22 protein-coding genes and 1 pseudogene are annotated in these 26,050 nt (G+C 36.6%); 11 read left to right on the forward strand and 12 right to left on the reverse strand.

Annotated elements, in window-relative coordinates; translation table 11 throughout:
• The first annotated feature begins 48 nt into the window (after window positions 1-48).
• The 8 genes from FFX44_RS06320 (at window position 49) to FFX44_RS06355 (ending at window position 10,020) form a co-directional block, all read left to right on the forward strand.
• A complete protein-coding gene (locus FFX44_RS06320; RefSeq protein WP_289979018.1) occupies window positions 49-1,482 on the forward strand; it encodes an amino acid permease in 1,434 nt (477 codons plus the stop codon).
• 116 nt (window positions 1,483-1,598) lie between these two features.
• Complete coding sequence (locus tag FFX44_RS06325) at window positions 1,599-3,605, forward strand: KUP/HAK/KT family potassium transporter (RefSeq protein ID WP_289979019.1); 2,007 nt, start codon at window positions 1,599-1,601, stop codon at window positions 3,603-3,605.
• A 303-nt stretch (window positions 3,606-3,908) separates the two neighbouring features.
• Window positions 3,909-5,360 (forward strand): MFS transporter, encoded by a 1,452-nt coding sequence (locus FFX44_RS06330; protein ID WP_289979021.1) that lies wholly within the window; start codon window positions 3,909-3,911, stop codon window positions 5,358-5,360.
• A 14-nt stretch (window positions 5,361-5,374) separates the two neighbouring features.
• Entirely contained in the window at window positions 5,375-6,541 is a 1,167-nt protein-coding gene (gene aroC / locus FFX44_RS06335; RefSeq protein WP_289979023.1) for a chorismate synthase, read from the forward strand.
• 19 nt (window positions 6,542-6,560) lie between these two features.
• A complete protein-coding gene (locus FFX44_RS06340; protein ID WP_289979024.1) occupies window positions 6,561-7,100 on the forward strand; it encodes a hypothetical protein in 540 nt (179 codons plus the stop codon).
• Complete coding sequence (aroA, locus tag FFX44_RS06345) at window positions 7,100-8,407, forward strand: 3-phosphoshikimate 1-carboxyvinyltransferase (RefSeq protein WP_289979026.1); 1,308 nt, start codon at window positions 7,100-7,102, stop codon at window positions 8,405-8,407. Before FFX44_RS06340 ends, aroA begins: the two co-directional genes overlap by 1 nt.
• Before the next feature lie 4 nt (window positions 8,408-8,411).
• Complete coding sequence (locus FFX44_RS06350) at window positions 8,412-9,512, forward strand: prephenate dehydrogenase (protein WP_289979027.1); 1,101 nt, start codon at window positions 8,412-8,414, stop codon at window positions 9,510-9,512.
• Between the two features lie 4 nt (window positions 9,513-9,516).
• The gene (locus FFX44_RS06355) at window positions 9,517-10,020 is read left to right on the forward strand and encodes a shikimate kinase (RefSeq protein WP_289979029.1); all 504 of its coding nucleotides are present in this window, start codon (window positions 9,517-9,519) and stop codon (window positions 10,018-10,020) included.
• 29 nt (window positions 10,021-10,049) lie between these two features.
• On the opposite strand, the gene FFX44_RS06360 is transcribed toward FFX44_RS06355, so the two are convergent.
• The 6 genes and pseudogenes from FFX44_RS06360 to FFX44_RS06385 all read right to left on the reverse strand — a co-directional run bounded on the left by FFX44_RS06360 (window position 10,050) and on the right by FFX44_RS06385 (window position 15,469).
• A complete protein-coding gene (locus FFX44_RS06360) occupies window positions 10,050-10,550 on the reverse strand; it encodes a DoxX family membrane protein (protein WP_289979030.1) in 501 nt (166 codons plus the stop codon).
• 373 nt (window positions 10,551-10,923) lie between these two features.
• Complete coding sequence (locus FFX44_RS06365) at window positions 10,924-12,282, reverse strand: NCS1 family transporter (protein ID WP_289979031.1); 1,359 nt, start codon at window positions 12,280-12,282, stop codon at window positions 10,924-10,926.
• The gene (gene allB / locus FFX44_RS06370; protein ID WP_289979033.1) at window positions 12,245-13,666 is read right to left on the reverse strand and encodes an allantoinase AllB; all 1,422 of its coding nucleotides are present in this window, start codon (window positions 13,664-13,666) and stop codon (window positions 12,245-12,247) included. The genes FFX44_RS06365 and allB overlap by 38 nt, the downstream gene beginning before the upstream one ends.
• Window positions 13,667-13,888: 222 nt before the next feature.
• Entirely contained in the window at window positions 13,889-14,272 is a 384-nt protein-coding gene (locus FFX44_RS06375) for a helix-turn-helix domain-containing protein (protein ID WP_289979065.1), read from the reverse strand.
• Window positions 14,249-14,572 (reverse strand): annotated as a pseudogene (locus FFX44_RS06380) (hypothetical protein); the annotation flags it as partial. The gene FFX44_RS06375 and the pseudogene FFX44_RS06380, both read right to left, overlap by 24 nt.
• Window positions 14,573-14,587: 15 nt before the next feature.
• On the reverse strand, window positions 14,588-15,469 hold the full coding sequence (locus tag FFX44_RS06385; protein ID WP_289979034.1) for a PucR family transcriptional regulator ligand-binding domain-containing protein: 882 nt from the start codon (window positions 15,467-15,469) through the stop codon (window positions 14,588-14,590).
• Between the two features lie 302 nt (window positions 15,470-15,771).
• Here FFX44_RS06385 and FFX44_RS06390 point away from each other — a divergent pair, with 302 nt between their 5' ends.
• Both FFX44_RS06390 and FFX44_RS06395 read left to right on the forward strand, forming a co-directional pair.
• The gene (locus FFX44_RS06390) at window positions 15,772-16,989 is read left to right on the forward strand and encodes a M20 family metallo-hydrolase (protein ID WP_289979036.1); all 1,218 of its coding nucleotides are present in this window, start codon (window positions 15,772-15,774) and stop codon (window positions 16,987-16,989) included.
• Window positions 16,990-17,004: 15 nt separating this feature from the next.
• On the forward strand, window positions 17,005-18,219 hold the full coding sequence (locus FFX44_RS06395; protein WP_289979037.1) for an alanine--glyoxylate aminotransferase family protein: 1,215 nt from the start codon (window positions 17,005-17,007) through the stop codon (window positions 18,217-18,219).
• 323 nt (window positions 18,220-18,542) lie between these two features.
• Here the strand turns inward: FFX44_RS06395 and FFX44_RS06400 are convergent, their stop codons facing one another.
• The 6 genes from FFX44_RS06400 to FFX44_RS06425 all read right to left on the reverse strand — a co-directional run bounded on the left by FFX44_RS06400 (window position 18,543) and on the right by FFX44_RS06425 (window position 25,539).
• Entirely contained in the window at window positions 18,543-19,397 is an 855-nt protein-coding gene (locus tag FFX44_RS06400; RefSeq protein ID WP_289979038.1) for a DegV family protein, read from the reverse strand.
• A 402-nt stretch (window positions 19,398-19,799) separates the two neighbouring features.
• Window positions 19,800-20,918, reverse strand: a complete 1,119-nt coding sequence (gene menC / locus FFX44_RS06405; RefSeq protein ID WP_289979040.1) for an o-succinylbenzoate synthase — start codon at window positions 20,916-20,918, stop codon at window positions 19,800-19,802.
• Window positions 20,915-21,724, reverse strand: a complete 810-nt coding sequence (gene menH / locus FFX44_RS06410) for a 2-succinyl-6-hydroxy-2,4-cyclohexadiene-1-carboxylate synthase (protein WP_289979042.1) — start codon at window positions 21,722-21,724, stop codon at window positions 20,915-20,917. The genes menC and menH overlap by 4 nt, the downstream gene beginning before the upstream one ends.
• Before the next feature lie 2 nt (window positions 21,725-21,726).
• Complete coding sequence (gene menD, locus FFX44_RS06415; RefSeq protein ID WP_289979045.1) at window positions 21,727-23,427, reverse strand: 2-succinyl-5-enolpyruvyl-6-hydroxy-3-cyclohexene-1-carboxylic-acid synthase; 1,701 nt, start codon at window positions 23,425-23,427, stop codon at window positions 21,727-21,729.
• A complete protein-coding gene (locus FFX44_RS06420) occupies window positions 23,424-24,722 on the reverse strand; it encodes an isochorismate synthase (protein ID WP_289979047.1) in 1,299 nt (432 codons plus the stop codon). Before FFX44_RS06420 ends, menD begins: the two co-directional genes overlap by 4 nt.
• 127 nt (window positions 24,723-24,849) lie before the next feature.
• Entirely contained in the window at window positions 24,850-25,539 is a 690-nt protein-coding gene (locus FFX44_RS06425) for a Crp/Fnr family transcriptional regulator (RefSeq protein WP_289979067.1), read from the reverse strand.
• 209 nt (window positions 25,540-25,748) lie between these two features.
• Between FFX44_RS06425 and FFX44_RS06430 the strand changes: the two genes are divergently transcribed.
• Window positions 25,749-26,050 (forward strand): lactate racemase domain-containing protein (locus FFX44_RS06430; protein ID WP_289979049.1); only part of this gene is annotated, 302 nt, incomplete at its 3' end.

Consider the following 26,050-nt stretch of genomic DNA (forward strand, 5'->3'; position numbering starts at 1 on the left):
TTATACCTAGGCAATTTTAATTTTATTTAACGAGGAAGTGTAGTATCAATGCAGACAGATGTGTCTCAAAAGAACCACTACATATCATGGCAAGTTCTAGCTTTAATGAGTTTTGTTACCGTTATCGGATTTGACGACTTAATATATAATTTCAAAAATCAAGGAATGGGTGTAATAACTTCCTGGGTTTTGATGTTAGTTTTATATGTTATCCCATATTCATTGATGGTAGGACAACTAGGTTCAATCTTTAACGAGGAAGGCGGTGGACTTAGTTCTTGGATTAGGGGGACAAATGGTGAATTTTTGGGATATTTTACAGCATGGACATATTGGGCAGCTTCAATTCCATATGTTGTTGATACGGCAAATTCAGTAGTCGTTGGTCTAGGTTGGGCAGTTACTGGGGACGGAAAATTTCAAGATTTGATGTCCAATGAGCAGTTTGCTTTGTGGACTTTAATAATTTTTGTAGTATTTATTTTAGTACAGTCTAGATTCAAAAAATCCCTTGAATTACTGAGCTCCATAGGCGGGATTGCAATGTTTGGTATGACAGTATTATTTGTGATAATGGCGGTTGCATCGTTGGGGATGGGAGGCCATATTGAAACACAACCCATGAATTTAGGAGCAATTATTCCGAAATTTGATTTAAAATATCTAACAACGATTGGATTATTAATCTATGCTGTCAATGGTTGCGAATTAATTGCACCATTTGTAACGAAAATGAAGAAACCGGCCAGTGAGTTTCCAAAATCAATGCTTTTATTAGTAGGAATGACAGCATTTTTAACAATTTTTGGCTCGTTTTCATTAGGGATATTTTTTAATGCACATCATTTACCAAAGGATTTGAAGATGAATGGATCCTATTATGCTTTTCAAGCACTCGGTGAACAGTACCATGTGGGCAACTTATTTATGTATCTCTTTGCATGGACTGAGGTCATCTACTTGGCAGCACTTCTTGCTGTGCTTTTAGATGCTATGACAAGAATGCTAATTTCGGATACAGGAACTCGGTTTATGCCTAAAGTATTACGAAAGACAAACAAGAATGGGCTTCCGATAAATGGATATATCTTGACTTGTATATTATCGGGTCTTATTTTGCTGTTGGGAATATTTTTGCCCGATATGAATGATATTTTTAACTGGTTACTGAATTTAAATGGTATTATTTCGCCAGGCGTAACTTGTTGGATTTTTTATGCCTTTATGCGGGTGCGGAGAAATAGTGCACAGTACCCATCAACCTATGTATTTATCAAAAATGATAAACTTGCATGGTTGATTGGATTTTGGGCTCTAGCAGTCACTGTGATTGCAACGGTATTTGGAATATTTCCACAAGATGTTGCGTTCATGGGAGATACATGGTGGTATGAATTGATGATAAATATTATCGCAATAGTTGTACTGATAGGATTGGGTGCAATCTTACCGATATTAACAAAATACGAAAAAAGGAGATAGTTATTTACTAATACATTAATGACTGTTATTATTGCTATCCTAATAGGTTATTTGTAGAACAATTTTTTAGAAAGTAGTCCTATAATAATTATGTTTATTGGAAAAGAGATAAGGATATGAAGAAAAAGGAAAGTCTGGTCTTAGGCTCATTAATTACATTGGGAATAGTTTATGGTGATATTGGAACTTCACCGTTATATGTTATGAATGCTTTAATTGGGGATGCAGGAGATCGCAATAATTTGTCACCCGAATACATTATTGGTAGTCTGTCATTAATTTTTTGGACACTAATGATAGTTACAACCATCAAATATGTTTTGATAGCACTAAGAGCCTCTAATAAAGGTGAAGGTGGGATTTTCGCATTATATGCTTTAGTGAAAAAGCAGACGAAATGGTTGATTATCCCTGCAATAGTTGGGGGAGCTGCAATCTTGGCTGATGGGACATTAACTCCTGCTGTGACCGTAACTAGTGCGGTAGAAGGATTAAAAGGAATAAAAATTGGGAAAGATATTTTGATTGGTAATCAGGATCAGGTTATCCTTGTAACAATTGTTATTTTATTATTTTTGTTTTTGATTCAGCGGTTTGGAACCAATTTCATAGGAAAAGCCTTTGGACCGATAATGGTTATTTGGTTTTCTTTTTTAGCAGTATTTGGAATACTAAATATGACGAGTGAATGGGTAGTATTAAAGGCGCTTTCCCCATTTTATGGTTTTACCTTTTTATTTTCCAAAGCCAATCCGGTTGGAATATTTATTCTTGGCAGTATCTTCCTCGCAACTACTGGTGCAGAGGCTTTGTATTCGGACATGGGACATGTGGGGAGAAAAAATATATACATTACATGGCCATTTGTTTTTATTGCTCTAATCTTGAATTATTTTGGACAGGGTGCGTGGTTAATTCAGCATAGTAGATTAGGTAATTTACCAGCTAAGTCAATTAATCCTTTTTTTGATATGCTACCCGCCAATCTCAGGGTGGGAGTGGTTATTCTTGCAACTTTTGCTGCAATTATTGCTTCCCAAGCATTAATTACAGGATCATTCACCTTAGTTGAGGAGGCTATTGGACTCAAAATTTTGCCGCGACTTCGTGTGATTCACCCTAGTTTATCTAGGGGCCAAATTTATATTTTTCCTGTCAATTGGATGCTAGCGGGGTGTACAACCATCATCGTTCTCTATTTTAGGAGTTCGGAACATATGGAAGCTGCATATGGATTGGCAATTACTGTTACTATGCTAATGACAACTATTTTATTGTACCAATTTATTAAATCGAGGATGTCACATATTTTTGCCTTTTTGATTACTTGTATATTTTTAACAATTGAGACTATTTTCTTTATTGCTAGTATTGTCAAATTCATGCATGGTGGTTTTGTATCGGTCATCATAACATTGATTATTTTGCTAATAATGATTGTTTGGTTTTATGGTAATCGTGTTCAAAATAATCTTATGGATGAATCGGAGACTGTTTCTTTATTAGATTACCGCGCACAGCTCATTGAGTTATCAAATGATGACAGTATTCCGTTCTTCATGAGTAACTTAGTGATGCTTGCTAAAGTTGCAAAGAATTATTCAATCAAGCGTGAGATACTGTATTCGATATTGGATAAGCAACCAAAAAGAGCAAAAGTATATTGGTTTGTGACTGTAAATACCACGAACGAGCCATACACGAGTTATTATACCGTTGATATGATGGGAACGAGAAATATTGTGAATTTACAGCTATTTTTAGGTTTCAAGGCAAACCATAGCGTCAATCTTTATTTGAGACAGGTAGTTCAGGAATTAATGGATGATGATATTATAGATGAACAGCCGCAAAAATATACAACATTAAATAAAAGAATTGTTGGCGACTTTTGTTTCGTGTTGATTCAAGAACTGTTGTCGCCCAATTCACAAATTGGGGCTTGGCGCAGATTCTTAATAACAGGCCGAATTTTTTTGCAGAATCATAGTACGACACCACTTCAATGGTTTGGTCTAGAATTTAGCGATGTCAGAATTGAAAAAGTTCCGTTATTTTTAAAGAGGAGAAGGATTCCTGTTCTTAGACAAGATGTAGTTTTTAATCCAAAGAAAAATAAATAATTGACTTTTAATTTATAAGGTGTTTTAATGTAAAATAAATAAAACAAAGGAAGGATCTATTAAATGTGTATTCATACGAAGCGCTTAAATTCATATTATTATGGCTTTGCCTACTTTAAGTAGCGTTCGTGTTTCGCGGCACGGACGGGACGTCCGTGTCTGGGTGCGCAAGGTCATTTTTTGCCGGCTAGACTTGTAGTAGTCTAATTGGTAATATGACTGATTCCTTGTTGAATAATCGGTTAAAACCAGTTAGATGAAAAATCTAGCTGGTTTTTTATTTTATTATAAAGGAGGAATAATATGGAAACGAGCAAACGAAAAAGACTAACATTGGGGTTATATCTGAACTATTTTGTTCATGGAATTGGTTTGATAATTTTGGCTCAAAATATGCTGGAGCTTGGGAAATTGTGGGGTCAGCCCTTAGCAGTTGTTTCATATGTTATTTCTGGTGTTGGAATCGGTCGGCTAGCTGCGTATTTATTATTGGGTAGTCTAGCAGACCGGTACGGAAGAAAGAGTTTTATTTACATTGGAATTGGTAGTTATTTTATTTTCTTTATCGGAATGTTGTTAGTTAAAGATTTTGTTGCCGCATATTTGCTGGCGATTCTAGCAGGTATTGCAAATTCAGCACTTGATTCAGGGACATACCCTGTTTTTCTTGAAATGGGAACCAACAATGGGGCTTCAAATATTTTGATTAAGGCTTTTATGTCAGCAGGCGAATTTATTTTACCGTTAGTTGTTTCTTTCTTGGAGGTTAACAAGCTGTGGTTTGGCTGGTCATTTGTACTTGCAGTTATTATTTTAGTTTTAAATGCGATAATCCTATTCCCAGTAAAATTTCCAGAAAAAAATCTTAATCAGGAAGTTCAACAGCAATTATTTGCTCATCTTCCAGCTTGGCGCAGAAAAGGATTAGCAGTTTTGCTTTCCCTTTACGGATATAGTTCGATGGCTTTGATGATAGTATACACACAATGGATTAGTTTATATGCAGAAAAACAGCTGCATTTTAGTAATTTGCAAGCACATTTACTGCTCTCATTGTATAGTATAGGTTCAATAATCGGTGTCATTATTGTCTTCTTGCTATTGCGCAAACATCTTGCTGAAACTGTACTCTTAATTTCATTGAATTGCTTGAGCTTAATAAGTCTGTTAGTGGTTAATTTTACTAATAATAGCTTATTAGTTAGTATTGCTTCACTAGTATTCGGAATGAGTGCTGCAGGCGGTATTATGCAGACAGGGTTAAATCTATTTCTAAAACTATTTTCAAAACATAAAGGCTTAATTACTGGAATTTTCTTTACTTTTGGCAGTTTAGCATCCTTTTCAATTCCATTAATTACTGGATGGTTGTCAAAGAATAACATCAGAGCAGTCTTGGAATTTGACTTGCTGATTGCTCTGATTGGACTTTTACTTTCTGTGGGGGTGCGAATAGTTCTAGGGTCTGAAATGAATCTTGAGCAAGCTAGGAAGAAAATTACGTTAATTGATTACTGGGTAGTCCGCTTGCTTGAGTATCGTTTTAAACAAGTTAAGTTGGTTGGTAGAATAAAAGTTTTAAAGCAACAAGTAGTTCTAGATGAAAAACGTGAAGAAGCAGTGCTTAGCAAAATTTCAGCGCAGAGTTCTAATGAGAGGTTAACGCCATACTTGCAAGATGTTTATCGGCATATTATGAAAAATTCACGAACATATGAGGCAGAAAATCTAAAAAAAGATGATCTAATAAATTAGAGGAGGATTTTTAAATGAACTATCTAACAGCTGGTGAATCGCACGGCCCGCAATTAACAGGAATATTAGAGGGGTTTCCAGCGGGAGTGGAGATTGATATAGATCAAATTAATCAGCAATTATCAGCTAGACAAGGTGGCTATGGGAGAGGAAATCGCCAAAAAATTGAGCACGATGCTGTTCAAATTGTGGGCGGTGTGCGCCATCAAAAAACATTAGGGTCACCGATTGCGTTAATGATTAATAATATTGACCACGCTCATTGGTCTAAAATTATGGATCCAAGTAGTATTGAAACAAAACAAAATACATTAAGAAAAGTCACACGACCACGTCCAGGACATGCAGATTTAGTTGGGGGGATGAAGTATGGACAGCGTGATTTACGCAATGTTTTGGAACGATCTTCTGCACGAGAGACTGCAATGCGTGTAGCAATCGGAGCAATTTGCAAGCAACTTTTGAAGCAATTGGATATTAGTATTGTTGGATATGTAGAGCAGATTGGTTCGATTAAGGTCTTAGGGGGTCGTTCAACCGATTCAGAAACAATTATGGATAAAATTTCACAAAATGATTTGCGAATTATCGACAATCAAAGAGTCACTGAAATTCATGAATTAATAGATAAAACTAAAAAAAATGGGGATACTCTTGGCGGAATCATTCGAGTAGTTGTGAATAATTTGCCAGCAGGGTTAGGAAGTTACACTGGATGGAATACTAAGTTGGATGCGAAACTAGCAGCAGTTGTGATGGGAATAAATGCAATGAAAGGTGTTTCTATTGGAGATGGATTTGAAGTTGCTGGTCAATTTGGAAGTCAGGTTATGGATCCAATTACTTGGGACAAAACTTCGGGATGGACACGAACGAGTGATAATTTAGGAGGCTTTGAGGGTGGAATGACTAACGGAATGCCCGTGGTGATTTTTGCTGCGATGAAGCCAATACCAACTCTATACAAGGCACTGCAAACAGTCAACATCGAGACACACTTGCAACAAAAGGCTAATGTTGAGCGTTCCGACACCACAGCAATTGTACCGGCTTCAATTGTTGTCGAAAGTGTAGTTGCAATTGAATTAACTAAAGAGATTCTAGAGACTTTTGAAGGAAGTAACTTAGAGCGCTTAAAAAGGCAGATTGCTGATTATCGGCAAGAAGTTCGGAATTTTTAGGACGTAAGAGGAGATTAAATTGCGAATACACACGCTTGGTCCAAAGCAAACGGATAGCTATGCAGCAACAATTTATTATATTGAACAGTATTTAGTAAATCAAACTGTCGAAATTCAGCTGCATACGAGTTTTGAAAAGTTAATAACACAAATATCAAAATATCAAAATGAGTATATTGTGATGCCTACAGCATTTAAGTCTAGCGAATTAGGTATTGATTGGGGTGACTTTCACTATCGCAATGTTAACCGCTTAAAGCTAGTTACGAGCTTTATATTTGAAATATCACCATTAATATTGCTAGAAAATAGAAGATGCAACAGTGGAGTTGCCTATACTCACGCGGCATTAGCTGACTTAATGAGTCAGGTTGTTGAACCTACTGAAATAAAGTGTACAGGAAGCAAGTATCTTGCTTATCAAAAGTATTTAGAGAATGGCCAATATGTACTTACTAATACTAAAAATATTTATCTAAGAAAAGATGAAATTGTTCTAAAAAGATTCAAGCCACAGATGGTTTGGGTGGTATATCAGATTGTTAAGGAGCAGCTATAGTGAGGAAAATTAAATTAGATACCTTTCCTGTAGGAGGGTTACATGGAATAATTAATGTTCCTGGAGATAAAAGTATTTCACATAGAGCATTAATGATAGGCGCAATAAGTGAAGGGCAAACAGTCATTAATCATTTTTTGTGGTCACAGGATTGTCGGAGTACTTTAAATGCACTTAGACAACTCGGTGTAACAATTTTAGAAAATAAAGAACAGGTAATTGTACACGGAGAGGGAATTGGGAGCCTTAAAAGTCCTGAACAATCACTTGAAATGGGTAATTCAGGAACGACAACCAGGCTGTTAATGGGGTTGCTTGCAGGAACGAATTTTACCAGTAGCCTGCAAGGAGACGAGTCTTTATCACAAAGACCGATGAAAAGAGTTGCTGATCCGCTTTCTAAAATGGGTGCAAAAATTGCAACAACAAAGCGGGGAACCCTTCCAGCAGTCGTTACAGGTAGTAAAATTCATGGAACTAATATTCAGTTACAGGTGGCAAGTGCACAAGTTAAAAGTGCTGTTATTTTTGCTGCATTACAAGCTGATGCACCGATGACAGTAACTGAAAAGCTGCCAACAAGAAATCATACTGAGTTAATGCTGCGTAAATTTGGAGCAGATATCACAACTCAAAGTGATCAAAAAACAATTAATATAAAACCAGTTGATAAATTAAGAGGACAAGTAATTAATGTCCCTGGAGATATATCATCAGCTGCTTTTTTCTTGGTAGCTGCGGCAATTGTACCAAATTCAAAAGTGCTTTTGAAAAATGTAAGTTTGAATCCAACTAGAACTGGAATTTTAAGAGTTTTAGAACAAATGGGAGCAAACTTTAGGATTTTCTATAAAGAAAACAAAGATGAGAGTTACGGAGATATTGAAATTAGGACAAGCAGTCTAAAATCGATTAGGATAGCGGAAAATGATATCCCAGCATTGATTGATGAATTGCCACTGGTAGCGTTACTGGCGGCATGTGCTGATGGAGTGAGTGAAATAAGAGGTGCAGCAGAATTACGCGTAAAAGAAACAGATCGGATTACAACAGTTATACAAGAGTTAAGTAAGTTAGGTGTGTTGATTAATGAATTACCAGATGGGATGGTAATTCATGGAAGAAAAAGTTGGAAGACTAATACAAATGTATTGGATAGTCATGGAGATCATCGTATTGGGATGATGATGGCAGTTGCTGCCTTGCGTACAGATCAAGAGTTGTATCTCAATGATTCAGGAGCGATTGCAGTTTCATACCCATCATTTTTTGTAGATTTAAAATCATTATTAAATGGCAGGAGTTGATGTGATGAGTACAACGGAGGTTTTTATCAATGGACTTGGTTTAATTGGTAGCTCACTTGCACGGGCAATTAAAAAAAAGAAGCAAGAAATTGTGATTACTGCAGCGGATACAGACGAAGAAACTTTGAATTACGCAATTGCAAATAAAATAATTGATAAGGCTGCGAGAAATTTTGCAGCTGTTAAAACAGCCGATATCATTATTTTGGCAACTCCAGTAGATCAAATTATTAGAACGCTGCATGAATTAAGCAAACTGCAGTTGAAACCAGGTGTGATTATTACAGATGTAGGGAGCACAAAGCAAGCAGTTTCAAAAGCAGCTGAAGAATTGGTTCAACCAACTGTGACTTTTATTGGTGGTCATCCAATGGCTGGATCCCATAAAATGGGCGTTACAGCTGGAAGAGCGGATTTATTTGAGAATGCGTTCTATTTTTTGGTAGCACCAAAAACAAAAAATGAGCAAGTCGAAAAGTTACAGTTACTGTTACAAGAAACAAATGTTAAATGGTTTAAAATTGATGCAGGCACACATGATACATTAGTAGGACAAATCAGTCACTTACCGCATATTATTGCAGCAACTCTGGTAAATCGTACTCAGGATGAATTTTCTGATTCAGCATTAGGAATGAAGCTGGCAGCTGGTGGTTTTAAATCGATTACGAGAATTGCATCTTCTGATCCAGACATGTGGAGTGCGATTTTAAAGACGAATGCAGCAATACTTACAAAGCAATTGGCAAAATACCAGCAGTTGCTTTTAGAAGTACAAAATGATTTAAGTACTGGTAATCAAGAAAATCTTTACAATTTATTTGCTCAAGCAAAGAATAGCCGGGATAAATTAAGCAATCAAAAAGAATATAGGCTGCCAAATTTTTACGATTTACTTGTTAATATACCAGATAAATTAGGTGTGATTGCAAGAGTGACAGCATTGTTAGCACATAATAAAATTAATTTAGTTAATCTGCAGATTTTAGAAATTCGAGAAGAGATTGATGGTGTATTGCAACTTACATTTATGAAAGAAAATGACTGTGAGAAGGCAAAAGAAGTACTTATAAATCAAAAATACCAAATTGTCGAGGAGAGATAGAGTAATGGATGCGATCTTAATAGGTTTTATGGGAAGCGGAAAAACAACAATTGGAAGGTTGCTTGCCGAGACGTTAGTGGTACCGCACACCGACTTAGATCAAGAAATTGTTGAAAATACTGGACAAACAATAAAAGAAATCTTTTCAAATTATGGTGAGAAAAGGTTTCGTGAATTAGAACACAAAACTTTATTAAAGCAATTAAACAAAAATGGAGTCCTCTCAACAGGTGGAGGAACTCCAATTAGTATACGAAATCTAAAAATTTTACAAGCGGCAAAGACCCCTGTAATACTGCTGGAAGCTTCAACAAGTACAATCTTAGAGCGAGTGGGTAAAAACGAAGAAAGACCACTTGCAAACCAAATGTCAGTGCAGCAACTAACAGAATTACAAATTAAAAGAATGCCTTTTTATCAAGAATGTGCCAGTTTAAGCATAAATACAGATGATCGATCACCATTAGACATCACGGAACAAATTTACAAGTATTTATTGGTACATTGATCTATAAAAGTGTGATAGTTACTAAAAAATCAGTAGCCTTCAACCGAATTTTTAAGAAAAGGGACTTTTTCACGGATAAATGGGATGATAAAGCGATCTAGCCCAATTTTTCCAGCGTTATATCCAGCGATAATAACTATAAATTCGAGGAAAATATATTGCGGATTGACTGAAATACTTCCAGCTAGCAAGTAACTGAAATTCATCATGAGTGCAAAGAATGTAGCTGCTGTGGTGAAAGCTCCAAAGATTAAGCCGAGTCCGATGAATACCTCACCCCAAGCTACTAGAAAATTAAAAATACCGATATTTGGTGCAACGAAGCTTTCTAGAATAGAAGTAAACCAGCCGTATACAGAGTGACCTGTTGGACCAACAACGGGGTTCTTGATTGCTGCAGCTATGAATTTTTCAGCGGTAAAACCGCCAACTTTTTCAATGCCAGACATCAGCCATAAGACACCTAAATAAACTCTAATAATTGCTAATAACAGACCGCTTATATTTGAACTGCGTAACCATTTTATCATTATTATCCCTCCAAAATAACCACCGAATTCGCTTTCATAATGTAAGTATATATATAAGTGATGTATTTGTAAAGAAAAGTGAAAAAGTACACAAGTATTTATTAGAGAACTTAACTAAGGTGGACTGTAATAGAAGTTGGAATTTAGAAAATATGTTTATATCGAGTTAAGGAATAATCCTAGATTAAGGTATGCTCCAGAGAACCATCAAAATAGAATAGCTTTAGCGAAAAAAACTTCTTTTCGATATAATAATTTTTGGTTACCGACCAAAAACATATTCGAAAGGAAGTTTTTGCATTATTAACAAGTAATTAGTGTATCATTTTTACACCAAAATATAGAAGACGGATAGTATAAATGTTGATTTTTTTCAGAGAACATACTTTTCTTTGTGAATATGGTTGAGTATCAGATAGGCAATACCTCCAACAAAAAATCCGATAATCCATGATAAGTCAACTTGCACTAATGCGAATACCGCTCCAATAGCTAAGGCAATCGGAGCATTCCATCTAACTTTTTCTAATTTATCATCATTGTACAAAGAATCCAGATGAACTATTTGTCGGCGCTCAATGTAATATTCAGTCAAGATGATTGCGGTCATTGGGCCTAAGAAAACGGAATATGAACGAATGAAGATTGCTAATCCGGCAGATGATGAATTTTGTACCAAAAGCCAAGGGAATGAACAAGCTGCTAAGGTGCTAACTAACATGATTGCCAAATTTTGTGGCAACTTAAATAAAGAAGTCAAAATGTATGTTGGAGGCATAATGTTAGCAACTGAGTTGGTGGTAATTACACCAAGAATAATAAAGACAGATATCAACATTGTAATGATATTGTTGTTAAAAATCTGTGCCATGGCATTAACTGGACTGGAAATACCAGTAACAGCTGCCAGCATTGCACCGGTTATGATAGTAATTCCATAGGCAAAACAGATTGGTACAAAATATAACAGGCCACGATATTTATTTGACAGATTTGGTCTTAATTCACGTGAGTAATCAGCAGCAGATTCAAAAATTGCAGTGTAGTTTCCTAAAAAGGCTACGATGAAGCTGAAGAAAGTCAATCCCCATGAACCTTTAACGGCAATTAGTTTAGATTGAATAACACTACTGTGTTGTGCAACCAGTAAAATAAAGATACTAGAGAGTGCTAGCATTACAATTACCGAGATGATAGAAGTAACTACTTTGATTGTTTTGAATCCCTTTAAGGCGATTAAAGTTTGAATTATCTGCAAAATAATAAAACAGATTGCGGTGTTATTAAAATTTGCATTAGTGAAAATTTTCAAAATTTGATTCAAAGCTAAAGCACCGGTCCAACTTTGAAAGCCATACCAGACAATTGCAGGAATTCCCCGTAATAAACTGGCAAATTTAGCTCCAACTTTACCAAAAGATAGTCGCAGTTGAATTACATAAGGCGAACCAGTTACATAACCAAAACGGTCATTAAAAGTAAAAATTACAGAAATAATAAAGATAGCAATACCTGCTGCCACAAGTGTTTGCAGTAAACTCATGGTTGCAGTTCCAGCAACAACTAAAGAGGATCCTAGTGTAATATTGCCAATATTAAAACCATCACCAAGCCACATTGACATATAGGCAAAAATACCAACGTGTCGTTGATCAGTGGTAATCGGTTTTAAATCATCAGCAACAGGAGCTTGATTAATTGAAAATGATTTTTCTTGAGTTATCGTCTGCATAAGGCGTGCCCTCCTTTACTTTTTCATTAAATAGGAACTTGCCATCTGGTTCAGCTATGAATTTATCTGCAAGTGTAAAAATGGTTTTTCCCCGAAGGATGGTTCGCGTAATCCGATTATGAATTTGAAAGCCTTCATAAGCAGAAATTTTATTTTTATAGTAAAGATCACTTTTTTTCAAAGTATAAGCCTTAGTTGGATCTAAGAATATAATGTCTGCATCTTTACCTATGGTAATTGAACCTTTTGAATTGAGGCCGAATAATTCTGCAGGTCCGGCTGCGATTAGTTGAATGAATTGGAAAATAGTCAAACGTTTCGTAGTAACTGCAATATCAAATAAAAGATCAACATTGTTCTGTGCACCACTAATACCGCCCCAGACATCAAAAATATTGTTGTGTGGATTAGTTTTCATGCTCGCAGGTGCTGGTGAATGATCTGAAGTGATTGCGTTGACTGCTCCAACCTGAACTTTTTTCCATAATTCTGTTTGGACTTTTTTAGTTCTAAGGGCGGGGGAACATTTTGCTAAAGGTCCAATTTTTTTGAAATCCTCAACATCAAGAGCTAGATAATGAATACAAGTTTCACAAGTTACATCTTGTCCAGCCTCTTGGGCCTTTTGGATTTCCGCAACAGCTTCACCAGTTGATAAATGAACAAAATGTAATTTGCAACCAGTCATTTTAGCAAAATATAAAGCCCGCCGAACGGCTTCTACTTCAACCAGGGGAGGCCGTGAATCAACATAATCTTGAATTTGTGTTTGATGATTAGCGATTTTTTCAGCTGCAAAACGATCAGTTAATACTGGATTTTCTGCATGCAATGACAAGCGCAAACCGGTTTTTTGAATTGCTTCCATCCCCCGGTAAAGCTCATAATCATCAACGTTTTTAAAATCCCCCGGAATGTCAGTACCAGTTGTCGCCATAAAGGCTTTGTAGCCGGCAGCGCCAGCAGTAGCTAACTTAGGAATTTCGGCTAGATTTCCGGGGACCAATCCACCATAAAGAGCAAAGTCAATATAGGATTTTCCTTCTGCAATTGACCGATGGCGTTTGAATTCCGCTGCGGTAGTCCGAGCTGGCAGAGCATTTAAGGGCATAACAACCATGCTTGTTGTTCCGCCTGCAGCTAAAGCTTGACTGCCAGTATGGTAATCTTCCCAGTCGCTACGTCCGGGTTCATTGATATGAACATGAGTATCTACCATTCCCGGTAAGACCAACTGACCGGCAGCGTCAATAATTTGAGCTGCATCTTTATCTAGATTATTTCCCAATGCAGTTATTTTGTCATCTTGAATAGCAATTTGACTATTTAAAATTTTGTTTGGGGTAACAATTCTGCCATTAACAATTACTGTGTCATATTTCATGCGAACAAATCCCTCCTAAAAAACACTTTAGCAAACATGCAATAAATTGATTTCATTCAAATTCAAGTTTGTTGAATTGATTGTTTTTAATTATATGGAAATTTGGTTTTGAAGCATTAGGCATGACATACAAAGATTAAAAAAAAACTAGTGAAAGTTCATAACCTCATGTTATATTACCTAACATGAGATAACGGATTTCACTAGTGAAAATGGGGAAATTTATTTTTCGACGTATAACAATAAAGCTAGCAGCAAGCGCTGAATTATCTCGGGATCTTCAAAATTCACACCAAGAATATCTGCGGTTTTATTGAGTCGATAGACAACTGTATTACGATGGATAAACAATTGCTTAGCAACTAAATTTATTTGCTGATGATTGTAAATATAGAGTCTGAGAGTCTGTATCAGATCAGCTGCTTCTTGCTTATTTTTGATTTTGAAGAGTGGACCAAGTGTTTCGTTTATAAACGATTCTGCTTCATTTTGCGGGATTAATTGCAGTAATTCTGAAACCTTTTTAGGGCGGAAACGTTGAATTAATATTTTTGATTGTTCCGCCAAGGTATAGGCTTCTTGAGCCTCTTGATATATTTTAGTCAACTTAGTGATTGGTAGGCTAGAATGACTCAGACCAATTTTTAATAAAAATTGTTTACCAAGTGTTTGTTTTAAAAAAGCGGCCAATGCTTGCAAGAAATGATCTACATTTTGCGTTGCAGCAATTACAAGCACTAATTGTTGTTGCAGAATAAAGGTTGCTGCTTGGATTGCGTATTCATCAATGAACCAATCAGCCAGTCGGCGAATTTGTTCTGTTTGTTTCAAGAAAAGTATGCCACCCCGCTTAGCTGGTTTAAGACCGCAGATGGCACACAGACAATCATCGGTTAACTTGATTTGGTTTTGCTCAGCTTGCTATTCAATAAGATCCTGTCTGATTTTTCCGGCTAAGACGTTAACGAAAAAATCGTTGCATCGGTGAATGATATCTTCTTTTATAACATCAGTTCGACTATTCATTAGGCTGATGATGTTTTGAATTTGTTGGAGTTGGAGCTGTTGCATTGAAGTTGATTTTTCCAAATCAAAAATTCCGATAAATGATTTATTTTCGGGATACATAACCATTAGCGGAATGATCCGCAACTGTCGTTCTGCCAGTTTGACAGTTGCTTCTTCGGTCAACGAAAAATAATTTATTCGACTCTCCCTTCTTAAACTGCCAGATATTTGAGCTTGCTGCTGGCTAAGAGACTGATTAGAGTAGCAGACTCGAAAGTGACTATCTAACAAGACAATATCGTGCTGTAAGTAAGCAGCACATTGATCAAGAAATATATTGAAGCGAGTATTATTAAGAGCTAAGCGGGAAAGTCGCTGATTTTGCTGAATAACACGACTGAGTTTAAGGGCATCCGATTGAATTACAACTTTGATTAGTGATGAAACGGTTTTGCTTAATGATTCTTTGGCAGGTGTCAACAACAGCGGGAAACACAGGCTTTCTGCCAATTGAATTACATCTTGAGGGATTTTTTTAAAATAACGATTGGCTTTTATTCCTAATCCTGCACAATTTGCTGCTGCCATTTTTTTAATCAGCAGTTTTAGCAAATTAACATCTTGATAATAATGATATCCAGTAGTGACTAGTAATTGATCAGCAAACAGATAAGACTCAATATCAGGTGCTTCAATCATGCCAATTAGCTGAACGTTGCGCTTCAAGCCTTGGTGACCGGCAATCAATTTAATATTTTGTAACTCTTTGGCTGCTAATAAGGTTTCCATTTTCATTGGTACAGTAACCCTCCTTCATGTTAAAAAAATCTATGATTAAAGATAAACAAAAACAAAAACTAAATCTGAATTCTATTTCCATAGCAATTATAGCTAGTCTAACCTAAAAAACGTCTTTTGAATAAGTAAAATTTTATTTTTAAAAAAAGTAGTGCTGTTAAATCGAGATTGAAATGGTCTTTTTAGAATACTTTTAGCTATTAATCACAATTGCTTTGATATTTTTGTGCAAGTTAAACAGTGCTTTTTTTGCAAATCAATTCTAAATTAAATTTAACATTAAAAGAAGGTGACAGCTGTTGAAGCAAGTAATTAGTCAAAATATTAATGAGTATTTGACTCACTTGGGTCAGTTTGGTCGGCTTGCTGCTGGCGGGGTAACTAGATTTGTTTATGATGCGGCCTGGCTTGCTGCTATGGATTTTGTTTTACAAGATGCCACGTTGCGGGGGATGAATGTAGCAGTCGATAAATATGGCAATGGTTTTATGTCTTATCCTGGAGCGACTGCAACTAAAATTGTGGCTGCAGGTTCACATCTCGATACAGTCAATAAAGCCGGAATTTATGATGGAGCTTATGGAATGGCAGCAGCGATTTTAGCAATGAGTGAACTATTCCGACAGTATGGTCAGCCACAAAAGACAATGACTGCAGTGGCATTTAGTGAAGAAGAGGGCAGCCGTTTTCCAGTTAGTTTTTCTGGATCTAAGCATTATTCGAAAACTCAAGAAACTGATCCATCGATTAAAGATTGTAACGGAATGACTTTTGGTGTTGCACGTCGCTTAGCACTCCGGCAATTAACAACCAAATATTCACTCGAAGAACAACCGTTACCTAGCGAGTTTTTTGAATTGCATATTGAACAAGGTCCGATTTTAGAAGAACAAGGATTACAATTAGGAGTTGTTTCATCAATTTGTGAGCAAAAACGTTTTACTGTGACTTTGCATGGACAAACTAATCATGCTGGTACGACACCGCAGCATTTAAGAAAAGATGCTCTGAAGGCGGCAGTTCGCTTGATTTATGGCTTGGAACAACAAGCACAACGTTTGGGTGAGCCTTTTGTTTTTACGGTGGGTGAGTTTACTGTTTCTCCTGGGTCTGCTAATGTTATTCCTGGTTTAGTTCGTTTTTCTGTTGATATTCGTCATCCTGATAAAAAAGTTGTCGATGGATTTGAAATCTTTTTGCGAACATATGCAGCAACGCTATCAATTTTTACTGTTGAAGTTGACAAGTGGATGGATAGTCGCCCCGCTAAAATGGATGAACGGTTGGTCAAGCAATTTGAAAAAATAATTACTGCAAGAAAGCTTGATTATTTGAATTTACCTTCAGGAGCCGGGCATGATACTCAAATTATGAATTTAAAAATGCCAACAGCGATGCTTTTTGTTCCTAGTAAAGCTGGAATCAGCCATGCTCCAATGGAGTTTACTGGTCCAGAAGATTTGGCATTAGGTGTAGAAATTTTAAAGGATCAATTATATGAAGAATGTTATTACTAAAAGGAGTGCTTTTTAATGGGAGAATTAAAAATTAACCATCGTTTAATTATGACACCTGGTCCTACAATGGCCGATCCACGAGTGTTACAAGCAATGAGTAATCAAATTTTGGGTCAATTTGACCCGGATTTTACTCAAATTATGAATGAGAATATGGAAATGATTCGTCAAAGCTTTAACACCAAAAATCATTGGTCATTTCCGATTGATGGTACTAGTCGAGCCGGTAATGAAGCTGTGATTAGCAGCATTGTCCGCTCTGGTGATACAGTATTAGTTCCTGTTTTTGGTCGTTTTGGTGATTTATTTGTTGAACTGGCTAAAAGATCTGGTGGTGAGGTCCACACACTTAACACCGATTGGGGGAGTGTATTTGATCAAGATGTGATTATTGAAGAAATTAATCGACTAAAACCCAAAGTTGTGGCAATTGTTCATGGTGAGACATCTACCGGTCGGTTGCAACCGTTAGATCGAATTGGGGCGGCTGTTCATGAATACGGCGGCTTTTTAGTAGTTGACGCAGTTGCGTCTTATTTAGGAACCTCGCTGGCAGTTGATGAATGGCAATTAGATGCGGTTGTGGGCGGGGCACAAAAATGTTTGTCAATTCCTTCTGGCATTACTCCGATTACTTTTAATGATCGCTTTGCAACAGAAATAAATCAGCGTAAACAAGTGGAGCAAGGAATTCGGACAGTTGCAGATGCTGCTGGGGCTGACTTTATTTCCAGTAATTACCTTGATTTAACCCAATTACAGGATTACTGGTCTCCACGGAGATTGAATCACCATACAGAGGCTACAGTAGCTGATTATGCTTTACATGAAGGATTGCATCTAGCTCTGAAAGAAGGGTTATCAAAGCGGATTGCACGCCACCTATTAGTGCACCAGGCATTGAGTGCGGGACTTAAAGCAATGGGCCTGGAAATCTATCATGAAGGCGAAAATGAGATGCCAATGGTGACTTGTGTAACAATTCCTGCTGGTTTAAATGACAGCGACTTTAGGAATCAATTATTAAAAACTTTTCAGGTTGAAATTTCCGGATCTTTTGGTTCATTGACTGGAAAGATTTGGCGAATTGGAACGATGGGCTACAGCGCTCAACCGGGATTTATAATGAATTTTATCGCATTATTCGGAGCAGCTTTGTTACAAACAGGGGCAGTAGTTGATCTCAAGGCAGGCCTAGATGTTGCTCAAGCAGTGTTTACTCAAGAATAGTAGCAGGGTGGATTTATTTTGTAAAAAAAATTTGTGGAATAGGAAATAGTAAGTAATAATGGATTTAACTTGAAATTGAGATATAAGTCGTTTGACAATTCAACTGTATGGGGTCCGATGTGGACGGTCATCAGTTGTTTTTTTGATCAAGCAAAAATAAAATGGAAAAAAACAAAACCGAACCTTTCTCATCGATAACGTTAGTGTTTACTGTCGAGAAAAATTCGGTATTGCCGGCCGAGTTTGCTATTTTTTACTTTTTATTATCATAATTGTGCTAATCTACACGTTCGCTTAGTTGTCCGAAAAACTAATAAAATATTTTATTGATCTTCCTTCTCCGACAGGGTAATTACACCAATAGCATTTAATCCTGTATGTGTCATGATGATCGGACTAGTTAGTTTTATTAGTGATGGGACATTGCTATCTTCGCCTAATATCGTTTCCTTTAGTCTTTCTATAAATTCAGGTTCTGGATCAACATGAGAAAGAGCTAAATCAATAATGGGGTTATCAATGTGACGCTGAGCAAGATCTTCGCAGAATTTAACGAAGGTCTTTTTGCTCCGACCTTTTACAACAGGGTCAAGACTTTTGTCACCTAATTCGACAATAATTTTGAGATTAATCAATTTTGTTAGGGTACCTGCCAGACGACTTACACGGCCGCCTTTTACTAGGCAATCTAGATTATCAATTAGAACATTAACTCTGGTTCGTTTATGAATTTCTAGACAATGTTTTTTAATTTCTTCAATGCTCTTCCCTGCTGCCAAATCTTTTGCAGCTGCAATTACCTGGTATGCTTGACCACGATCTGTAGATTTGCTATTAATAACAGTTACTTCAGTTTCTGTCATATTAGCTGCAGTTTGTGCAGTTGCACAAGTGCCACTTAAAACATCAGAAATCATAATTGCAAGAACTGAGCTGCCATCTGCACCAAGTTCATCATACATTTCCACAAACTTCCCCAAGGCAGGCTGGCTGGTTTTAGGAAATCTTCCAGCACGAAGATGGTCAATAAGTTCTTGACGTGAGATGTTCTCTCCATCTACGAACGTTTTTCCTTCAATCTCAATGGACAAAGGAATGATATTGATTGAATATTCTTTTAATTCTTCGGGTGTTAGTTGAATTGAAGAATCGGTCAGAATTTTAATGGATTTAGTCATACTGTATGCTCCTTAGATTTTTTAATCTGTTTTTTTATTTATTAACATTATCTATTATACGCTAAATAGTTTATGATTCAATATCATGTAAACCTTAAGTCTAGATGTCTACTAATTACACTACGTAAATTATAACAGAAATGAGGGAATCAAGTTATTGATTATACTCATTAAGGACAATAAAAAAGGCACAATCAACAGTGACTGTGCCTGCTATGACATCTAAAAGATTTCAACACTTGGGGGAGCGTTAAAGACTTAGACATCATTTGTTGTGAGAGTCATCAACTCTTACAACAGGGGGAAAAGAAAAAGATATATTACCAGGGTATGTAATAAATTATAGAATGGAATTGTGAATTATTTGTGACGATATTTTTGGTTTTTTTTAAAGAATAGAAATTACAGAAAAGAAGTCGTATCTTGGAGTGCTTGTTGATATTTAGGAGTAAGAGTAACTCCGATACCTAATCCAAGTGGGACCGAGAGCATTCCACGTGCAAGCATGAACTCAGATGTTATAACATCCTTGGAATAATAGCGCGAAGATGCTGAAATATCACCAGGAAAGTCTAATCCAAGCAGACTTGCAACAGCCAAATTAGTTGCTCGTCCAATTCCGGCTTCGAGCATACCGCCGCACCACACTAAGAGTCCATGTTCCCAGCAAAAATTTATTATTGCTAATGCATTTGCTATTCCACCAACCCGTGCAAGTTTTAAATTGATTGCTTGTGCACTTTTAAGTGTGTATGCGGTTCTTACATCATCTAATGAAAAAATATTTTCATCAAGGCAAAGCCGGGTTGTAATCCTTGCTTGAAGTATAGAATGATCAACAAAATCAGTTGTGCGCAAGGGCTGTTCAATCATTACTAGATTGGGTGCTGTAATCTCAGCTAGTTTAGATGCTATCTTTAGGCTGAAGCTTGAATTTGCATCAATCATGAAAGTTGAATCTGGGAATACTTGCAGTATCTTTTTGATAAGATTGAGTTCTTCCGCTGAGGTCACTTTGATTTTGATTCGTTGGTAACCCTGATAATTTGCAGAGATAACTGCATTTTTTAGTTCTGCAAAAGAAGATTTGGCACCGATGCTGATTCCTACTGGAACATTGCGCCGAGACTTGGTATGTATTTTTTGTGCAATTAGTACAGCTAACGATTTCTTTTGTATTTTTGCAAAAAGATCCCATACTGCTGTTTCAATAGCCGCTTTTGCCATCTGATTTCCCGCAATTTCACTAAAAATATTTGTTATTTCTTCAGGCTGATTAATTTGAACATTCTTTAATAAAGGGCCAAGTGTTTCTTTAATGATTAGGCGCGCCGATCTTTGAGTTTCTGGTGTGTAATAAGGTGTAGAGAAGGCTTCAAGTTCACCATATCCCCAAATACCTGTATCGTTTTTCAATCCAATAATTGAAACCTCCCGCCTTGAAACCGTCTCATGATTACTAACAAAAGCGTTTTTTAATTGGAGCTTTACGGGGAGTAAGTGCATCTCTATAATTTTCATAGACATTTCTTCTTGTATATTATTGCTAAAATCTCATTAGGCTTTTCCAGATGAACATTATGTCCAGCACCTGATATGACAAATCGCTCAGAATTAGGAATAAGGAGTTGCATATCGTGTGTAATACTGTTGAACTTAGAATCAAGTTCACCGGCAAAAAGCGTAGTTTTGACCTGCAAGGAAGACAGCTTGTCCCAGTAATTAGGCATTTGACCAGTTCCCATTCCTAAAAGGCTTTTAGACAGTTCTGTATTAGATTGTTGCAGACGTTGTGTACGCACAAATTTTTGTATTTTGGGAGGCAATAATTTTTGACTACTGAATAGTGGAAGACTCTCCCAAAAATTCACAAAATCAGTAAGTCCATCTGTTTGCAAACGAGAAGCCAACTGTCGGTCATTATTAATTCTATTTTTACGGGCAATATCGTCTTTGATTCCAGCAGTGCTACTTTCTAGGTAGAGCTGATTTACAAAATCAGGATGTCTTAGTGTTAGCGCAAGTGCTAGGCGTCCCCCCATTGAGTATCCCCAGACATTGATTTTTTGTGTAGCAATTTGTCTGGATAATGCGGCCAAATCATCAGCTTGCTGCTCAATTGAGAAGGAGTTAGTGTTACTATCACTATTAGATTTCCCATGCCCTAGCAAATCTGGAATAATAATTATTCCTGGAAGTTTTTTTGCAATATTTAGATATTCTTTATGCGATCCCATAAAGCCGTGAAGAAGTAACCAGCAAGATGGTGCAACACTATTTTTGATTGTTAGATAGTAATATTTTGCAAATTTAGTTTTAAAAAACATTATTAGAACTCCTTCGCAATTTGGTTTGCAAATCGATTAATTAATTCTCGGTGAAGATTAACATTATCGTTTCTATCAGTCCTAACTTCGATAATTTCAAGCGTTTGTGCAGGTCTACTCAAACACTTTGTTAAGCTGGGCACAGTCGCAACTAGTGAGTAGTGTGCGTGGTATAATTTAGCAACTTGCTCAATTTCAATGTCCAGTGGTGTCCCAAAGACTTCCTCAAAGTTTGAACTGTCAGCTTGAGGGAGAAATGAGAATATTCCACCACCATCATTATTAATAACAATGATTTTTATTTTCAGATGATATTTTTTTGCCATCATTAAACCATTCATATCATGAAAGAACGCTAAGTCACCAATTAATAAAAGGTTCTCGGTGGACTTTGCACTGACTCCTAGAGCGGTCGACACAATCCCATCAATTCCATTTGCTCCACGATTACAGAAGATACGAAATGACTTTAATGGCTGCAAGACACTATCAACATCACGGATTGGCATTGAATTACTGACAAACAAGTTACGTTCATTGCTACCAGTTGCAGAAATCACTCTGATGACGTCTAGCTCATTTAACATATTAAGAGAATTAATTTGATTGACAGAAGTATATATTTTTTCGAGTGTAGACCATGTATGGAGCCAATTACCAGGAATGTTGACAGGTGGGAATTGTTCAAAGAAGTCTTCTGCTGATATCTCTAGTGAAAATGTTGATGTTTTTGTATAGTCATTAAGCTTATTTTCTTCATCAAGCGAGTAAATAGTAGCCTGACTTTTTTTCAAAAATGAGGCCAATGAGGCCGCGACAAATGTCTGACCGGTTCTAATGATTACCTCTGGGCTTAAAGCAGCTAATTTATCAGACTTGGTTTTTAGCAAAGAATCGTAGCAAGTAATAATGTTAGAACTAGGAATTCCGCGTAATTGGCTTAAAGGGTCGGCTAGAATAGGCCAACCACTTTTTTCAGCCCATTTGAGCAGCGCAGTATTAGAAGTCGTACTTTGTTGTGGTCCAGCTAGAATTATTCCTCGCTTGTTCAACAATGTGGTATGCAGTTCTGTAATCAAATTAGAAGACAAAGTCGAAGTACTTGAAAGTGTGACATATTTTTGTTGATCTTGTTCGAATTTGATTGGTAAGTCGGGCATCAAGGGCTTACGTAGGGGTTGATTAAGATGCACAGGACCAGCCGGTTTGCTTTGTGCAATTTGAAAGCTTTTTTGAACCACATAGTTAGTATAGGTCTGTGAGTCCTGATTAGTTTCAGGTAGTGGAAGTTCAAAAAAAGCCTTAACTTGGTTACCAAAAAAATGATCTTGATCAAGTGCTTGTGGGGCAGCAACTTTTGTGAGTTCTGGCGGTCGGTCAGTAGTTAATATGAGCAGTGGAATTTGTGAAATTGCAGCTTCGCAGACGGCAGGATAAAAATTTGCAGCAGCAGTTCCAGAGGTACATATCAATAAAACTGGTTTGTGAGTTTTTTTTGCAATCCCTAAGGCAAAAAAAGCAGCTGAGCGTTCATCAACGTCAACAAAGAGTTCAATTTTTTTCTGTTGTGCTAGCTGTGCTAACGCTAAAGCAAAAGGAGTAGAGCGTGAACCGGGTGCAATTACAGCCGTTGTAAGTCCTTGCAGCAGCAGTCCATTTAGAATAAGTGAGATGTGTCTCGTTAAAGTTTCATTTTGTATCATTCTGTATCTTCCTTTAGAATATTCAAAATTGGATTAAATTTCATTCTAGTTTCTGCAACTTCGGTTTCCGGTACGGAGTCGGCGACAATTCCGGCACCTGCAAATAAGAATAATGTAGTTTCGTTTATAATACCAGAGCGAATGCCGACTGCCAATTCACCAGTACCGTCAAATGAAATATGACCAATAGGTGCCCCAAATAATCCACGAGCGAATGGCTCTATTTTATTAATCTGTATCAATGCTTTTTTACGGGGTAAGCCACCTAATGCGGGAGTCGGATGTAAGGCATGCAATAAAGAAAATAAGTTATAGGAACCTGTCCCTTTGATAGGAGTAAAAAGATGTTGTACATTTTTGTTTTTTAACAAAATTGGTGTCTGGGGATGCTGGACAATTAGGCCTGCTTTTTTTAAGCTGTTGCTAATGTCATCGACAACAAATTGTTGTTCACCGCGATTTTTTTTATCTACAAGCAAGCTGTCTCCCAATTGTTTATCTTCTAGGGGAGTTGTCCCACGACGTGTCGTCCCAGCAATTGCAGCAGTTTCGAAATAAGCAGCACCAAATTTTGCAAAACGTTCCGGAGTCGCACTGAGAAAAATCATTTTCTTTCGTTTTAAAAGAATATGATAGGTATTAGGTTGTGTATCTTGCAGCCTTTGCCACAACAAATAAAGATTGGGTGCATACGCTAATTCAATTTGCAAATTTCGAGCAAGCACAACTTTTTTTAAGTCGGTTTTCTTAATAAGTTTAATTAATTTTGCAACAGCAGCAGCCCACTCAGTAACGTTGAGTTCTTTCTTTGCTACGATTGCATTGGTTAATTGCTGGTTGGGTAGACCAACGGTAGAAAACAAGGCAGCAAAAGTAATCTGTTCTTGTTCAATATTGGATTTGCTAAAACTGCTAGTTACAAGTCGATATTTATTATTTTCAATGATGATTAGAAACTTTGGCAAAAAGAAATAACCATTTGCTAGATTGCCCCAGACTGATTTACCAGTTTGAGCAGGTGAGAAGCTGAAGCTGCCAACAATTTGTGGGGGAATAGCTGCATTTATTGGAACAAGCAGTGAATGCAAGCGGCTTTTCCAATGAGCAACAGCAATAAATTGGTTTTCTTGACTGCTGCCAGGTGCTATCTGTGAAAGAGAACCAAATGCATAGAGCTTGAGATTGTCAGGTGTCTGGAATATAAAGGCATCATCACATTTTTTTGCTAGAGCAAGCAGTCGGTCCTCGTTTACAGGTTGTAATATTTTATTTGCGTAATAGATTTTCTTACTCATAAAAACAGTCCTTGCGATATTTTAATAGAGATAAAATTGCTATACAAATAGTCTTGATTAACTAATTCTATCACAATAGTTGACAAACTGTATTGAAAAAAGTCACAACTATATAAAATAAACCTGCTTAATAGGCAATGTAATCATCTAGTTTTTGTACATTACGAACAACAATTCTTCGTTTACTGTATTCACCATTATGGGTAAATTCAATGACGCCCTCTTCTTTGAGCTTTTTCATCATTCTGCTAACACTTGCATAAGTTGCAATTCCACAAAAGCCTGCAATATCTTCATTGGTAACATCAAAATCAATTAATATTTTTGAACTATTTGGCAAATTACGGCCGAATTTTAGCACGAGATCTCTTAAAAAACTGGCCAAAGCACCTAGTTTACCGTTCATTGTCAATCGTTGTAAACGCGAGAAATTTTCTGATAGTCTATGCCGATAATATTGTTTTACATAGTTTTGAAGCTGTGAATTATTATTAACATACTTCCAAAATTTTACACGATTTATCTGGTAAAAAGTTGCTGTTGGGGATTCAATTCGGACATTAAAGGGCTGCTCATCATACTGCAGTGCCTCATCGTGTAATAGGGAGATGACATCAGGCTGATTAATATATGAGATATTAAATTCTCTACCGTCTTGCAGAATTACCGAAGTTTTAATGATGCCATCTTTGAGTATAAAGACACTCGCGGCCTTTAGTCCATGAAATGTTAAATAGGTGTGATAATCTTTGGTAATTGTTGAGATCTGTTTGTCCTTCAGAAAGTTCACAAGGTAATCTATATCCTTGTTAGTCATTTTATTAGTCATATTTCGCCCTTTCAATACTTAACACTATTGTTAAGTTAGATAGTACACTTGATTTTACCATATCATCTTATCAAATGGTAATGTTAAAGAACCATATATTTAAACAATGGTTTCGGACAATACTTCTTGACAAGAAAAGATATATATATAGCAGTTACTATTATTCATGAACAAAAAAGAAAGAAGATGAAGTTTAGATGGTTGAGGTAAAACTTCCTTATGATCGTGGAACGATTACTGCAAAAATAGATGAAAATAATTTTGCAGGATCTCTAGTTTCCGAGGCAGCCACATATCATGCAAAATATTCAGAACAAGAGTTGGTGGAAAGATCGTTAGATAATCCAATAGCTTCTTCAAAGTTGGAAGAATTGGCAAAAGGAAAGAAAGACATTGTAATTATTTCTTCTGACCATACACGTCCAGTTCCGTCAAAGATAATTACACCAATTCTATTGCGTAGAATTCGTTCAGCGGCTCCAACTGCAAGAATTAGAAT

Source organism: Lactobacillus sp. UCMA15818 (assembly GCF_030400225.1).
Classification (GTDB): domain Bacteria; phylum Bacillota; class Bacilli; order Lactobacillales; family Lactobacillaceae; genus Liquorilactobacillus.